Annotated in this window: 15 protein-coding genes; 10 read left to right on the top strand and 5 right to left on the bottom strand. The window is 72.3% G+C overall.

The window, feature by feature from the left end; all coding sequences use genetic code 11:
- Positions 1–4: 4 nt before the first annotated feature.
- A complete protein-coding gene (locus AOK22_RS12690; RefSeq protein ID WP_055698720.1) occupies positions 5–1,201 on the bottom strand; it encodes a PP2C family protein-serine/threonine phosphatase in 1,197 nt (398 codons plus the stop codon).
- Between the two features lie 109 nt (positions 1,202–1,310).
- On the opposite strand from AOK22_RS12690, the gene AOK22_RS12685 reads away from it, so the two are divergent.
- The 6 genes from AOK22_RS12685 (at position 1,311) to AOK22_RS12660 (ending at position 6,115) form a co-directional block, all read left to right on the top strand.
- Positions 1,311–1,811, top strand: a complete 501-nt coding sequence (locus AOK22_RS12685) for a MarR family winged helix-turn-helix transcriptional regulator (RefSeq protein ID WP_055698719.1) — start codon at positions 1,311–1,313, stop codon at positions 1,809–1,811.
- A gap of 283 nt (positions 1,812–2,094) precedes the next feature.
- Positions 2,095–2,982 (top strand): STAS domain-containing protein, encoded by an 888-nt coding sequence (locus tag AOK22_RS12680; protein WP_055698718.1) that lies wholly within the window; start codon positions 2,095–2,097, stop codon positions 2,980–2,982.
- 8 nt (positions 2,983–2,990) lie between these two features.
- A complete protein-coding gene (locus AOK22_RS12675) occupies positions 2,991–3,386 on the top strand; it encodes an STAS domain-containing protein (RefSeq protein ID WP_425264021.1) in 396 nt (131 codons plus the stop codon).
- Positions 3,387–3,462: 76 nt separating this feature from the next.
- On the top strand, positions 3,463–3,846 hold the full coding sequence (locus AOK22_RS12670) for an anti-sigma regulatory factor (RefSeq protein WP_237773394.1): 384 nt from the start codon (positions 3,463–3,465) through the stop codon (positions 3,844–3,846).
- The gene (locus tag AOK22_RS12665) at positions 3,843–4,847 is read left to right on the top strand and encodes a SpoIIE family protein phosphatase (RefSeq protein WP_055698716.1); all 1,005 of its coding nucleotides are present in this window, start codon (positions 3,843–3,845) and stop codon (positions 4,845–4,847) included. Before AOK22_RS12670 ends, AOK22_RS12665 begins: the two co-directional genes overlap by 4 nt.
- Positions 4,844–6,115, top strand: a complete 1,272-nt coding sequence (locus AOK22_RS12660; protein ID WP_055698715.1) for a PP2C family protein-serine/threonine phosphatase — start codon at positions 4,844–4,846, stop codon at positions 6,113–6,115. Before AOK22_RS12665 ends, AOK22_RS12660 begins: the two co-directional genes overlap by 4 nt.
- A 25-nt stretch (positions 6,116–6,140) precedes the next feature.
- Here the strand turns inward: AOK22_RS12660 and AOK22_RS12655 are convergent, their stop codons facing one another.
- Positions 6,141–7,574: a flotillin family protein gene (locus AOK22_RS12655; protein WP_055698714.1), complete on the bottom strand. Its 1,434-nt coding sequence runs from the start codon at positions 7,572–7,574 to the stop codon at positions 6,141–6,143.
- Between the two features lie 174 nt (positions 7,575–7,748).
- Positions 7,749–8,264, bottom strand: a complete 516-nt coding sequence (locus tag AOK22_RS12650; protein ID WP_055698713.1) for a hypothetical protein — start codon at positions 8,262–8,264, stop codon at positions 7,749–7,751.
- 195 nt (positions 8,265–8,459) lie between these two features.
- Between AOK22_RS12650 and AOK22_RS12645 the strand changes: the two genes are divergently transcribed.
- Both AOK22_RS12645 and AOK22_RS12640 read left to right on the top strand, forming a co-directional pair.
- Positions 8,460–9,152, top strand: a complete 693-nt coding sequence (locus AOK22_RS12645) for an endonuclease V (RefSeq protein ID WP_055698712.1) — start codon at positions 8,460–8,462, stop codon at positions 9,150–9,152.
- Between the two features lie 69 nt (positions 9,153–9,221).
- The gene (locus AOK22_RS12640; RefSeq protein WP_055698711.1) at positions 9,222–10,667 is read left to right on the top strand and encodes a glyceraldehyde-3-phosphate dehydrogenase; all 1,446 of its coding nucleotides are present in this window, start codon (positions 9,222–9,224) and stop codon (positions 10,665–10,667) included.
- Between the two features lie 63 nt (positions 10,668–10,730).
- On the opposite strand, the gene AOK22_RS12635 is transcribed toward AOK22_RS12640, so the two are convergent.
- Positions 10,731–11,927, bottom strand: a complete 1,197-nt coding sequence (locus tag AOK22_RS12635; protein WP_055698710.1) for a saccharopine dehydrogenase family protein — start codon at positions 11,925–11,927, stop codon at positions 10,731–10,733.
- 84 nt (positions 11,928–12,011) lie between these two features.
- On the opposite strand from AOK22_RS12635, the gene AOK22_RS12630 reads away from it, so the two are divergent.
- Positions 12,012–12,398 carry an MmcQ/YjbR family DNA-binding protein gene (locus AOK22_RS12630; RefSeq protein ID WP_055698709.1) on the top strand — a complete coding sequence of 129 codons (387 nt, stop codon included), beginning with the start codon at positions 12,012–12,014 and terminating at the stop codon, positions 12,396–12,398.
- Between the two features lie 30 nt (positions 12,399–12,428).
- Here the strand turns inward: AOK22_RS12630 and AOK22_RS12625 are convergent, their stop codons facing one another.
- Positions 12,429–12,878, bottom strand: coding sequence for a 2-thiouracil desulfurase family protein (locus AOK22_RS12625; protein ID WP_055698708.1), 450 nt, complete (start codon positions 12,876–12,878; stop codon positions 12,429–12,431).
- Between the two features lie 146 nt (positions 12,879–13,024).
- On the opposite strand from AOK22_RS12625, the gene AOK22_RS12620 reads away from it, so the two are divergent.
- On the top strand, positions 13,025–13,819 hold a 795-nt coding region (locus AOK22_RS12620; RefSeq protein ID WP_079036527.1), incomplete at its 3' end, for a CaiB/BaiF CoA transferase family protein.

Raw genomic sequence — 13,819 nt, 5'->3', positions numbered from 1 at the left:
GGTCTCAGGCGCGCCCCCGCCAGTCGAGGCACACGATCATCGCGTCGTCCTCGGCGTCGATCGGCCCGCGGTGCCCGGACAGTTCGAGGAGCACCGCACGCGGCACCTGCGAGGGCGGCAGCAGACGGGTGCTGGTCATCGCCCGGGTGAGCGCACGCTCGATGTAGCGCTCACCCGAGGGCGATGCCACGTTGTAGACGCCGTCGCTGACGAACAGGAGCCGGTCCCCGGGCAGGACCTGGAGGCGCTCCGCCGTGTAAGGCGTGTCCTCGGACATGCCGAGCGGGAGCTGCGCGTCCAGCTCGATGGGCTCGGCCCGGCCGTCACGCAGCCGCCACATCTTCGGCGAGCCCGCGTCGATGACCTCGGCCTCTCCCGTGGCGAGGTCGAAGCGCAGCAGCAGCGTGGAGAGATGGACGTCGCCCTGGTGGTGGCCGTAGAGGGCCTGGTCGGCCAGGCACGCCTGGTCCGCGAGCGACAGCCCGGCGCGGCGCGCGTTGCGCAGCGCGTTGACCGCCAGATTGGTCAGCAGGGCGGCCTCGATGCCTTCGCCCATGCCATTGGTGACCGTGAGCGTCAGGTGGTCGGCCGAGGTCGACCAGTCGAAGTTGTCGCCGTAGATGGCGTAGGCCGGCTCCAGCTGGGCCCCGATGTCGTACTCCGGCCGGGAGCAGGACCGTCCGGGCAGCAGCTGCCACTGCATCTCGGCGGCGAGGGTGAGCCGGTCGGCGCGCCGGGCCTGGAGATAGAGGTCGGTGTCGCGCTCCGCCACGAGGATCTCGTGCCCGAGGACCTCCGCGATGTCGCTCAGTTCGCGCACGGTGTCGGGGTCGCAGGCGGGGGCGGGCAGGCGCACGGTGAGGACGCCGATGCGGTCGCCGCGCACGCTGACCGGGAGATGCACGCAGACGACGCCTTCCGCGCCCTCTCCGCCGGGGCCCTGCCCCTCGTGGCCGTCGGCCTCGATGTGCGGTTCCTGGCGTCCGAAGGCGCGGCCGGGGGCACTGGTGTGGACCGGCACGGGCCGCGCGGTGTAGGGGAGGGCGCTGACCGGTTGGAGTATGGTCGTCGCGTAGTCGGCCATGAGCAGGTCGACGGAGCGGGCTGTGTAGTGGACGGCGAGCGCGTCCTGCACTGCTTCGAGCAGAGCGTGCGGTGCGGAGTCGCGCAGGGCACGTTCCACAGCCGTGAATCTGTCCACCTGTCGGGTACCACCTGTTCCTGTTCGGGACGAGAGTGCGAGAAGGAGCCGTCGGCCTGCCATGCCTCATCGACTGACAGGGTCATTGCGAAGTGTCACAGTTGCGGGCATGGATGCCGACACTTCCGGCGGGGGCGATCCTGGTGCGGCCGCGCAGGCCGCCAGGGAAGTCATCGAACTGCTCGAAGTGCTCTGGGGGAGAGGCCGGGACATGACACCGACCGCCCCCGTGTCGTCGTCCCAGCTGCGGGTGCTGTTCGCCCTGGACGGCGCTCAGGGAATCAACCTCCGCACGCTCGGTGAGCACTTGGGGTCGGCGCCGTCTTCGGTGAGTCGTATGTGTGACCGCCTTCATGCCCTGGGCTTCATTGAGCGGTCCCTCAGTTCAGCCAGTCGCCGCGAACTCGAACTGCGCTTGTCGAGCCGGGGAGAAAGTTACCTCAAGGATCTGCGGGCCCGCCGGGAAGGAGCCCTGCTCGAGGCGATCTCGACGATGCGGCCCGCCGAACGCTCCGCTCTGGTGAAAGGGCTGGGCGGTTTCCGTCGGGCGGTGGAGGGGACCGAGCCCCGTACCGGCTCCGCGGGCGCCCGGGCGGTCGAGTCGGCCTGATCCCGGTGCGCGCGGTCCCGGCGGGAGCGGGACGGCGGCGGTTCCCCTGATCGCGTGGGTTTACTTTCGGTGCATCCAGGTACATGCAGACGGTCGAACTGGTGGTAACGATACTTCTGCGTGTGAGCTGGGCAGGGGTGACGGTACTGCTGGGCCCCGGCGGGGAGTCGGTCAAGGGCGCTGCCGGGTGCCGCAGTTGACGCATCGTGACCTCCGCGCGTCAGAAGATCGTCGGCCTCGGGATAACATTTGCCGCGCGACAACAATTGCTAAGGTGGATGGAATGAACACCAGTGAGTCCGAGGCCCGGTCGCGCGTCAGTGCCACCCTGCGCGAGCAAGGCGAGAAGGTGGCCGACCGATGGGTGGAGCTCCAGTCGGAGCGGGCCGTCCTGGACACCGGCATCACCACGGCCGAGCTGAACGAGGAGGCCGACTCCCTGGTCGAGGCCCTGCTCGCCGGTCTGGAGACCGAGCACGCGGTGCAGGACGTCGTGGCCGCGCACCCCGGCCTGCGGCAGGCCGTCACGGACCTGTCGCTGCGCCGCGCACGCGGCGGCGCGACGCCCACGGCCACCTCACTGGCCGTACTGGCACTGAAGGAAGCGCTGCTGGAAGCGGTGCAGGAGAACACGCCCAAGGGCGACGTCACCGCGCTGTACCACGTCGCGCTGTTCATCAACCGCCTCCTCGACACCGCCGGCGCGATGTCCTTCGAGATCTACGTCGAGGGCCGCGAGGAGATCATCCGGCGTCAGAGCCGCCAACTCCTCGAAGTCTCCACGCCGGTGGTGCGCCTGTGGGAACGCGTCCTCGCCGTGCCGCTGATCGGCACCCTGGACACCACGCGGACCCAGGTCGTGATGGAGAACCTCCTGGAGGCCATCGAGCGGGACGAGGCGCAGGTCGCCATCATCGACATCACGGGGGTGCCCACGGTCGACACCGCGGTGGCGCACCACCTGATGCAGACGGTCAACGCCGTACGGCTGATGGGCGCCGACTGCGTGATCAGCGGCATCCGCCCGCCGATCGCCCAGATCATCGCCCAGCTCGGCATCGACCTGTCGAACATCCTGACGCGCGCGACCCTCGCCGACGCCCTCGCCGCCGCCATCCCCCTGCTCAGGGACCCGTCGCTCCATCTCGCCTCGCCCGCGGACGCGCGGTGAACGGCGGCTTGAGCGGCGTACCCATCCTGCGGCTCGGTGACGTGCTGGTCACCGGCCTGCTCAACGAACTCGACGACAAGGCCGCGGTCGCGTTCACCGAGGAGCTGACGGAGCGCATCGTCGCCGACCGGGCCCGCGCGATCCTCATCGACATCTCGCGGCTGGAGATCATCGACTCGTTCGTCGCCCGCACGCTGATGGAACTGACGACCACGGCACGGCTGTTGGGTGCGCGGGTCATCGTGGCCGGCATGCGCCCGGCGGTCGCGATCACCCTGGTCGAACTGGGACTGCAGCTGTCCGGTGTGGAGACCACGCTCAACGCGGAGCAGGGAATGATCGCGCTGGGCTGGCAGCCCGCACCCCGACCCCCAAAGGGGGAACCCGTTGTCCCTCTACCGTGACATCGAGGAAACGTCCGTCCGCCCCGCCCTCGCCGAGGGTCTCTCGGAGACCGACGGCACCCGTGCCGAGCACGTCATCCGCGCGGAGGAGGACCTCCTCTCGGTCCGCCACGCGGTCCGTGAGGCGACGCTGAGAGTCGGGTTCGGGCTCGTGGACCAGACGCGCATCGTCACGGCCGCCAGCGAACTGGCCCGCAACGCCTACGTGCACGGCGGCGGGGGCACGCTCACCCTGGAGATCGTCCAGCGCAACGGCCGCCGGGGGCTGCGCCTCGTGGTGAGCGACCAGGGGCCGGGCATCGCCGACATCGACGAGGCGCTCACGGACGGGTACACCACCGGTGCCGGTCTCGGGCACGGGCTGGGCGGCGCGCGCCGTCTCATGGACGAGTTCCAGGTGCGGTCCGTCCCCGGCAGCGGCACGACCGTGACCGTCCTGCGCTGGGTCGGACCGCGGTGAACACCGCCACGGCGGCCCGCTCCACGCACATCGCCATCGACCACCCCAGCGCCGTGCAGAGCGCGGCCGACCACGCCCGGTCGTGCGCCCGCGAGATGCCCGGCGCGCTGCCCTACCAGGCGGCCGTCCTCGCGAGCGAGCTGGCCAGCAACATCGTCAAGCACGCGAGGAACGGCGCCCTGTTCGTCCAGCGGTCGCCGCTCGGCGACAGCCTGGACGTCATCGCCGTCGACTCCGGTCCCGGCATGCCCGACATCGACCTGAGCCTCACGGACGGGTACAGCACCACCAGCACGCTGGGCGCCGGACTCGGCGCCGTGCGCCGGATCGCCACGGAGTTCACCATCCGCTCCGAGGCGGGGCTTGGCACGCTCGCCCACGCGCGCCTCGCCGCCCCGGACGCACCGCGCACCGCCGCGGCGCCGGGCGCGCTGTGCCTGCCCGCCGACGGCCAGCGGGAGAACGGCGACGGGTACGCCGTGGTCGAACACGGCGGCGCCCGGACCGTGCTGGTCATCGACGGCCTCGGCCACGGACCCGAGGCCGCCACGGCCGCCCAGCGCGCCGAACGGACCTTCCTGGCGAACCCCGCGGCCCCGCTGGCGGACGTGCTCACCGCCCTGCACAAGGCGCTGCGGCACACGCGCGGGGCAGCCGTCGCCGCCCTGCGCATCACCACCGGACAGGCCGAGTACTGTGGCGTCGGCAACGTCCGTGCCGCGGTGCTGTCCCCCGACGGCATCCACCACCAGTTCACCGGCCAGGCCGGCATCGTCGGATACACCCTCCCCACGCTCAGGAGCCGCTTCGTGGACCTGGGCGAGCACACCACCGCGGTCCTGTACACCGACGGGATCGACCACCGGTGGACGCACGCCCCCTCCGATGCGCTCCGCAGGCTGCCCCCGGTGATGCTCGCGGCGTCCCTGGCCCACAGCCACCGCCGCCGGCGCGACGACGCCACCGTCCTGGCCCTCGGCCCCCACCTGGGAATGAGATGACCCGCGAAACCTTCCGTACGCTCACGGCCCTGCGGCACACCGTACGAAGCATCGCCCTGGGGCACCGGCTGCCCGCCGACGACCGGGCGCGCCTCGTGCTGTCGCTGAGCGAGGTCGCCGCGGCGGCCCTCGGCGGCGGCCGGCCCGTCACCCTGCTGAGCGGCCGGGACACCGACGAGGACGGCGCCCATCTGCTGACCCTCGCCCTGCGCCTGCCGGGCCAGAACCGCGGCCCCGACGTGGCCACCGACAACCTGCCGCTGCGGGCCCGGACCCAGCCCGACGGCACGGTGGTGTGGAACCTTCCCCTGCCGCCGGCCGGTGTGCCGGGCCCCGGCGGCGGGCCGCAGGTGAGCCGCCCGCCGGCCACCCCCGCGGCGGCGCACAGCGGCGAGGCCGACGTCGCCCTCCTGGAGGAGGAGCTCCGTGCCTCCCTCGCGCGCGCGGACGCCCTGGCCGACGAGCACCGCAGGCTCAAGCACGAGCTGGCCGAGACGAACAGCGGCGTCCTCGCCCTGTACGTACAGCTCGAAGAGCGCGACGAACAGCTGCGCACCGCGCACGGCCGTACCCTGCGTGCCCTGGAGGACGCGCTGCGCCCCAGGCCGCTGCACGTCGACGGCCTGGAACTGGCCGTGCACTACGCCCCGGCCAGCGACGAGGCGCCCACCGGCGGCGACCTGTACGACTGGTTCACGCTGCCGGACGGCACCGTCCACATCACGGTCGTCGACGCGCTCGGGCACGGCATAACGAGCACGCGTACCGCGCTGACCGTCACCCACGCGGTGCGGACCCTCGCCCTGGAGGGCCATCCGCTGGAGTCGATCGTGGCGCGGACCGACGGCATCCTGGCGCCCTTCGACCAGAGCGTCATGGCGACCCTGCTGCTGGCCCGGCTGAACCCCGCCGACGGCACGCTCAGCCTCGCCAACGGCAGTCATCCGCCGGCACTGGTTGCCCGGGGCGACGGCAGCGCGGGGTATCTGGAGGTGCGCGGGCGCGGCGTCGGATTCCCCCTGCCCGGCAGCGAACGCGTCCTGACGGCGGAGCTGGGGCCCGACGACGTCCTGCTCCTGTACACCGACGGTCTGACCGAGAGCCGGCGCGACCCGGTGGAGGGCGAGCGCCGGCTCAAGGACGCCCTGTGCCGGCACCGCGCCGCGCCCACGGAAGAGGTCCCCGGCCTGGTGGCCGAGGACCTGCTCCATGACGTGCTCCACCAGGACGACACCCTGGCGATCGCGGTGCGCCGCACCGGGACGTGAGGGGCCTTTCGCCCCGCGGTCCGGGCTAGTCCGTCACGTCGATCCGGCCGTTGGCGGCGGCCGGGGCCGCGGCCGGCTGCGGCGACGTGGCCTTGCCTCCCGTGATGCCCTTGAGCATCTCGGCGAGGTCCACTCCCGTGGTGGAGCTGAGGAGTTCGACGCCCTGGGCGACGTTGTCGGCCACCGTGCGGGAGAGCTGGCTCGCGCCGTCCGTCGAGATGACCGTCATCTTGTCCACCGCGCCCAGCGGCTCGGACGCCTTGGCGACCACGCTCGGCAGCACCTCGACGAGCATCTGCAGGACGGCGGCGTCACCGTACTGCGCGAACGCGTCGGCCTTCTTGCGCATGGCCTCGGCCTCGGCGGCGCCCTTCGCGCCGATCGCGGCGGCCTCGGCCTCACCCTCCATGCGCACGGCGTCGGCGAGCGCGGCACGCTGCGCCTTCTCGCCCTCACCGGTGAGCCGCGCCCGCTCGGCGTCGGCCTCGGCCTGCTTGACCAGGCCGATCCTGCGGGCCTCGGCCTCCTGCTCGGCCTGGTAGCGCGCCGCGTCGGCGGGCTTGCGGACCTGGGTGTCCAACTCGCTGTCGGTGAGCGCCGCCTGGCGCTTGGCGACCTTCTCCTGCTCGGTCAGGACGTCCTGCTGGCGCGCGGCCTCGGCCAGCGGACCCGCGGCGCTCGCGCGCGCCGCCGCCTCGTCCGTCTCGGCCTTGATCTCGGCCTGCTTGAGGTAGAAGGTCCGCTGTGCGATCGCGATCTCCTCCTCCGCCTTCAGCCGCGCCTGCTCGGCGGCGCGGCGCGCCACGGCCTCGGCGATGTCGGCCTCCTGCTTGGCGCGGGCGGCCTCCGGGCGCCCGAGGTCCTCCAGGTAGGAGCCCTCGGTGGTGATGTCCTGGATCTGGAAGGCGTCCAGGACCAGGCCCTGGCCGGACAGGCTGGCCTCGGCCTCCTCGGCGACCTGCCCGGCGAACGCGGCGCGGTCACGGATGATGTCCTCCACCGACATGCGTCCCACGATGGAGCGCAGGGCGCCGGAGAGCACCTCCTGGGTGAAGCCGACGATGCCGTCCTGCTGCACCAGGAAGCGCTGGGCCGCGGCCCGGATCGAGTCCTCGGTGCCGCCGACCTTCACGATGGCGACGCCTTCGAGGTTCGACTTCACACCGCGCAGCGTGACCGCGCCGCGGACGGCGATCGGGATGTGCCGCGAGGACAGGTCGAGGGTGAACTTCTGCTGGACGAACGGCACGACGAAGACGCCGCCGCCGACCACGACCTTCTGGCCGCTGTTGTCGGTGATGACCTGGCCGGTGTGGGGATCGGTGGACTTCTTGCCGCGCCGCCCGGTCACGATGAAGGCCTCGCTGGGCCCGGCGACCTTGTAGCGCGTGATGACGACGAGCGCCAACAGGACGAGGAGTACGACGACTCCGACGACGGAGATCAGAACAGGACTCATGTGCATTCCCCCCTGCCACCCGGGGACGGCAGATCGGTTACAAGACGTAGGGCAGTCGATGCGTGCGCGGTCGTGCCCGGGCGTGTCCGGGCGTGCGCGGTCACGGCTGCGGTGCGGTGCGCGGGTCGGTCGCGCGGTGCCCGGCCGGTGTCCGGCGCGGGGCTCCGCGGCCGGTCAGCGCTCCACGGGCCGCACGGCCACCGAGGTCGGCGACAGTGTTTCGGCGACCCAGATCTCGGTGCCCCGCGCCACGGCGACGGAGCTGCGGGCCGAGAGCTTCACGGGCTGGCCCGCGAGGCGCAGCAGCACCTCGCCGTAGCCGTCGGCCGGGATCGCGGTGACCACGGAGCCCGCGGTCCCCACGAGGTCGTCGCCGCGCGGGGTCGGGGCGGTCTGGTCACGCATCAGGGCGCGGGTGAGCTTCCAGGTGAGCCAGCCCGCTCCGGTCCCGGCGCAGGCTCCCGCGACGGTGGCGGGACCCGCGCCGAGTCCGGTGGTACCGAGCACGAGTGCCCCGCCGAAGCCGAGCATGGACACGAACCCGGCGACGACCGGCAGTGAAAGGAGCCCGTCGAAGAGCCCGTCCAGCGCGCCCGCTCCCCCGAGGAGTCCCTCCAGGACCCCGTCGAGGAGGAGCGAGAGCACCAGCAGCACGATCCCCGCGATGCCGAGACCCAGAAAGACCGTCATCGGATCACTTCCCCCGTCATGCCGTTTCACCTCGGTACGGGGCGATCGTGACATGTCAGGAGTGATCTATTCATTGCCGGTTTCCGGCAATCTTTACGCTTCTTTAATGCCGGTCCGAAGCCGGGGCCGGTTCTGCCGGTTGCCGGGTTCAAAGCTCCGGGGCCGCCCGGCGGCCCCACTAGGCTGACGCGCACCATGATCAGCTACTCACTTCCGGGCGACTGGCCCACCGACGAGCGGACGGCGCGCGCCGTCCAGGACGAGCTGCGCACCCGCGTCGTCCTCGACGAGCCGGGACCACCGCCCGGCACCGGCCACGTGACCGGCGTGGACGTCGCCTACGACGACGAGCGGGACGTCGTCGCCGCGGCCGTCGTCGTGCTCGACGCGGCCACCCTCGACGTGATCGAGGAGGCGACGGCGGTGGGCGCGGTGACCTTCCCCTATGTGCCGGGCCTGCTGGCGTTCCGCGAGATCCCGACGGTCCTCGCCGCCCTGCGCGGGCTGCGTGCCGACCCGGGCCTGGTCGTCTGCGACGGCTACGGCGTCGCCCACCCGCGGCGCTTCGGGCTCGCGAGCCACCTCGGCGTCCTGACGGGCCTGCCGACGATCGGCGTCGCCAAGAACCCCTTCACCTTCGCGTACGAGGCGCCGGCCGCGCCGCGGGGGAGTGCCTCGCCCCTGCTGGACGGCACCGAGGAAGTGGGCCGCGCGCTGCGCACCCGCGAGGACGTGAAGCCGGTGTTCGTCTCGGCGGGTCACCGGGTGGATCTCGACGGTGCCTGCGCGCACACGCTGTGCCTGACCCCGCGCTACCGCCTCCCGGAGTCCACGCGCCGCGCTGACGCGCTGTGCCGGGCGGCGCTGCGGGAGGCCGTGTCCGGCTGACGCCCGGTTGAAGGCTCAAAAGAGCGTCGGGTTAGCATATGAGCGCCGCCTAGCTCGAAAGATACTCCTGTGACTGTCAATGACGACTCGTTCACCAATTGGAAGCACCGCGAGGAGATCGCGGAGTCGATGATCCCCGTCATCGGGAAGCTGCACCGCGAGCGGGACGTCACCGTCCTGCTGCACAGCCGCTCCTTGGTGAACAAGTCGGTGGTCAGCATCCTGAAGACCCACCGATTCGCCCGCCAGATCGCCGGCGAGGAGCTCTCGGTCACCGAGACGCTGCCGTTCCTGCAGGCCCTCACGACGCTCGACCTCGGCCCGTCGCAGATCGACCTGGCCCTGCTGGCGGAGGCCTACAAGGCCGACGACCGCGGTCTGACCGTCGAGCAGTTCACCGCCGAGGCGGTCTCCGGTGCCATCGGCGCCAACAAGGCCGAGCGCGGCGAGGGCCGCGACGTCGTCCTGTACGGCTTCGGCCGCATCGGCCGACTCGTCGCCCGCCTCCTCATCGAGAAGTCCGGCTCGGGCAACGGCCTGCGGCTGCGCGCCATCGTCGTGCGCGGGGGCGGCGACCAGGACCTCGTGAAGCGCGCCTCGCTGCTGCGCCGCGACTCGATCCACGGCCAGTTCCAGGGCACGATCACCGTCGACGAGGCGAACAGCACGATCGTCGCCAACGGCAACGAGATCAAGGTCATCTACGCCAACGACCCGTCCGAGGTCGACTACACGGCGTACGGCATCGAGAACGCCATCCTGATCGACAACACCGGCAAGTGGCGCGACCGCGAGGGGCTCTCCCAGCACCTGCGCCCCGGCATCGACAAGGTCGTCCTCACCGCCCCCGGCAAGGGCGACGTGCCCAACATCGTGCACGGCGTCAACCACGACACGATCAAGCCGGACGAGCAGATCCTGTCCTGCGCCTCCTGCACCACGAACGCGATCGTCCCGCCGCTGAAGGCGATGGCGGACGAGTACGGCGTGCTGCGCGGCCACGTGGAGACCGTCCACTCGTTCACCAACGACCAGAACCTGCTGGACAACTACCACAAGGCCGACCGCCGGGGCCGCTCCGCGCCGCTCAACATGGTCATCACCGAGACCGGTGCCGCCTCCGCCGTCGCGAAGGCGCTGCCCGACCTCAAGGCCCCGATCACCGGCAGCTCGATCCGCGTGCCCGTGCCGGACGTCTCGATCGCCATCCTCAGCCTGCGCCTGGGCCGCGAGACCACCCGCGACGAGGTCCTGGACTACCTGCGCGACGTGTCGCTGCACTCGCCGCTGAAGCGTCAGATCGACTTCACGACGGCGCCCGACGCGGTGTCGATGGACTTCGTCGGCTCGCGCCACGCCTCGATCGTCGACGCCGGCGCCACCAAGGTCGACGGCGACAACGCGATCCTCTACCTCTGGTACGACAACGAGTTCGGCTACTCGTGCCAGGTCATCCGGGTCGTCCAGTACGTCTCCGGGGTCGAGTACCCGACCTACCCCGTGCCGGTCGCCTAGGCACCGGCAGCTCCGCGCCGACGGGTGCCCGCCCCAGCAGGGGGCGGGCACCCGTCCGCCGTGCTAGCGGACCGACGCCACCCGGAACGCGAGCCCCGCGGCCCGCAGCCGCTCCAGCAGCGCGTCCCCCATCGCCACGGCCGTCGTCACCTGTCCCGCGGTCCGCGGCAGGTCGTCCAGCGCGAGGCACATCGCCGCCTCGCCCAGCATCTTCGCCGTCTCGTCGTAGCCGGGGTCGCCGCCGGAGACCTCGGTGAAGACCCGCTTGCCGCCGCCCTCGCCGACGAACCGCACCGAGAACGACGACTTGGCGCGCCGCTCGTCGCTCGGGCCGTCCCCGGGCCTGAGCCGCCCCGACAGCCACCGCCGCGCGGCGGGCAGCTGGGCCGCCGTGACCAGACCGCCGACGGCGAGGGCGCCGCCCACCGCGACCGGCAGCGACTTCACGGCCGCGTAGTGCCGGTAGCGGAAGTCCGGCCCGTACCGGTCCAGGGCCCGCGCCGAGCGCTGCACCACCTGCGGGTCGATCGTCGGCAGCGGCAGCGCCCACGCGCCGACCTCGCCCGCGTACCGGGGCGCGCTCGGCGGCGCGTACGCCTTGCGGCCCACGAGGCGGGGTTCGTGCCGCCGCCGGTCCTTCGCGGCGGCCAGCATCTGCGGGCCCCGCCCGAACTGGTTGAGCGCGGAGGCGAAGGTGCCGCCGGAGAACTGGGCGGCGGCCCGAACGAATCCGTCGACCCGCAGCGGCACGCCTTCCGGCAGCTGTCCCACCGTGAAGTACGCCCCCAGGTCGTGCGGGACCGAGTCGAAGCCGCAGGAGTGCACGATGCGCGCCCCGGTCTCCCGGGCCTCGGCGTCGTGCCGGACGTACATGAGATCCACGAACTCCGGCTCGCCCGTGAGGTCCAGATAGTCCGTGCCCGCCTCGGCGCACGCGGCGACCAGGTCCTGCCCGTAGGCCAGATAGGGGCCGACGGTCGTGGCGACCACGCGCGCGTGTCCCGCCATGTCGCGCAGGGACGCGGGGTCCGCCACGTCGGCCCGCACCAGCGGGAGCCCGGCGCAGGCCGGGTGGTCCTCGGCCAGGCGCTCCCGCAGCTTCTCCAGCTTCGTGGTGTCGCGGCCCGCGAGGGCCCAGCGCAGCCCCTCGGGCGCGTGCGCGGCGAGGTACTCCGCGGTGAGCACCCCGACGAACCCCGTCGCTCCGAAGAGCACGATGTCGTATGCGCGATCACTGTTCTTGCCGTTGCGACCCGTCATGGCACCTCTCAGCCGTACGCCCCCGGGCAGTTGTCGGTGGCCGAGGCTAGCGTGAGAGGGGCGGGCCGCGACCAGGAGGTGTCCATGGCTGTCCCGAAAGGCGCCGTGAAGAAGTGGGAGAGCGTGCGGGTCTTCGCGCTCGGGATGCCGGGTGCCACCGAGGAGTTCCCGTGGGGCGAGTCGGTCGCGAAGGTCAACAGGAAGGTGTTCGTCTTCCTCGGCATGGGCGACGGCAGTCACCCCATGGGGATCACCGTCAAGCTCACGGACGAGGCGGCGCACGCGCACGCCCTGACCGCGCCGGGCGCCGAGCCCGCGGGGTACGGCCTCGGCCGGTCGGGCTGGGTGCGCATCCCCCTGGAGGAGCGGGGCGCCCCCGCGGCCGAGCTGCTGTGCGACTGGGTCGAGGAGAGCTACCGGGCGATCGCCACGAAGAAGCTCGTCGCGGAGCTGGACGCCCGCGCGGGGTGAGCGCGGCCCGCGCGCGACGACCTGGCGGATTCACACCCCCGGAGCGTTCCGCACCGCGATCCCGTTCCGTTCGAGGAGCGCCGCGGTCACCCCGTCCCCGGCCACCAGCTCCCCGCCGAACGACCCGTCGTACACCGCCCCGCGCCCGCACGACGGGCTGCGGGGCATCATCAGCGCCTCCGTGCAGCCGCCGTGCCGGGCGGCCGCCAGCGCGCGCCGCGCGCCGGCCACGAACGCGGCCGTCACATCGCGCCCGGTGTCCTCGACGACCCGCGCGGTGCCGTCCAGGACGTCGTGCCCGTCGCCGCCGACCAGTTCGGCGGGCCGGCGCGGCGTCGGCAGGCCCCCGGCGGCCTCGGGGCAGAACGACACGACCTCGCGTCCCGCCACCGCTTCGTCGAGCCGGGGCGAGGCCTTGTCGCGGCCGTCGTAGCGGCACGGAACTCCCCGCAGACACGCGCTGACCAGTACGGAATCCATGTCCTCAGGCTAGGCGCCGCCCGCTGCCGGCGGGAGCCGCGGGCCAGAATTGGCTAAGCGCTTGCTCGCCAGGGGCTTGTGCACGGTGGAACACGTTCTTAGCATCACTGGTGTTACATCAGTTGTGTCATAGCGCTGGGGGCTCAATGGCAGTGCCGGGCAAGGGCGTTCACGGACCGCTCGCCGGGGTGCGGGTGGTGGAGCTTGCGGGCATCGGGCCCGGCCCGTTCGCGGCCATGCTCCTGGCCGATCTGGGCGCCGACGTCGTCCGCGTCGACCGGCCGGGCGGCAGCGGTCTCGCGATCAACCCCGAGTACGACGTCACCAACCGCAACAAGCGCTCCGTCGTCGTCGACCTGAAGGCCGCCGACGGCGCGGCCCGCGTCCTCGACCTCGTCGAGCGCGCCGACGTGCTCATCGAGGGCTACCGGCCCGGCGTCGCCGAGCGCCTCGGCGTGGGCCCCGAGGAGTGCCACGCCCGCAACCCGCGGCTCGTCTACGGCCGGATGACCGGCTGGGGCCAGGAGGGCCCGCTCGCCCAGCGCGCCGGGCACGACATCTCCTACATCGCCATCACCGGCGCCCTCGGCATGATCGGCAACCCCGACGAGCCGCCCGCGATCCCCGCGAACCTCGTGGGCGACTACGCGGGCGGCTCGCTCTATCTCGTCGTCGGCATCCTCGCCGCGCTCCACCACGCGCGCGTGCACGGCACGGGCCAGGTCGTGGACGCCGCGATCGTGGACGGCACGGCCCATCTCTCCGCGATGATCCACGGCATGCTGGCGGCCGGCGGCTGGCAGGACCGCCGCGGCGCCAACCTCCTCGACGGCGGCTGTCCCTTCTACGGCACCTACGGGACGGCCGACGGCGGGTACATGGCCGTCGGCTCCCTGGAGCAGCAGTTCTACGACGAGTTCATCGCGCTGCTCGGCCTCGCC

Origin of the sequence: Streptomyces silaceus (genome assembly GCF_001419745.1) — a bacterium.
GTDB classification, from domain to species: domain Bacteria; phylum Actinomycetota; class Actinomycetes; order Streptomycetales; family Streptomycetaceae; genus Streptomyces; species Streptomyces silaceus.
The sequence above is the reverse complement of the archived record's forward strand: the minus strand, read 5'-3'. Positions and strand labels throughout refer to the sequence as shown.

Excerpts from the sequence above, each read along its gene's own strand:
- AOK22_RS12650 (WP_055698713.1), bottom strand. The coding sequence starts at position 8,264 with ATGACGGTCTTTCTGGGTCTCGGCATCGCGGGGATCGTGCTGCTGGTG.
- AOK22_RS12645 (WP_055698712.1), top strand. The coding sequence starts at position 8,460 with ATGATCAGCTACTCACTTCCGGGCGACTGGCCCACCGACGAGCGGACG.
- AOK22_RS12660 (WP_055698715.1), top strand. The coding sequence starts at position 4,844 with ATGACCCGCGAAACCTTCCGTACGCTCACGGCCCTGCGGCACACCGTA.
- AOK22_RS12625 (WP_055698708.1), bottom strand. The coding sequence starts at position 12,878 with ATGGATTCCGTACTGGTCAGCGCGTGTCTGCGGGGAGTTCCGTGCCGC.
- AOK22_RS12655 (WP_055698714.1), bottom strand. The coding sequence starts at position 7,574 with ATGAGTCCTGTTCTGATCTCCGTCGTCGGAGTCGTCGTACTCCTCGTC.
- AOK22_RS12630 (WP_055698709.1), top strand. The coding sequence starts at position 12,012 with ATGGCTGTCCCGAAAGGCGCCGTGAAGAAGTGGGAGAGCGTGCGGGTC.
- AOK22_RS12680 (WP_055698718.1), top strand. The coding sequence starts at position 2,095 with ATGAACACCAGTGAGTCCGAGGCCCGGTCGCGCGTCAGTGCCACCCTG.
- AOK22_RS12635 (WP_055698710.1), bottom strand. The coding sequence starts at position 11,927 with ATGACGGGTCGCAACGGCAAGAACAGTGATCGCGCATACGACATCGTG.
- AOK22_RS12685 (WP_055698719.1), top strand. The coding sequence starts at position 1,311 with ATGGATGCCGACACTTCCGGCGGGGGCGATCCTGGTGCGGCCGCGCAG.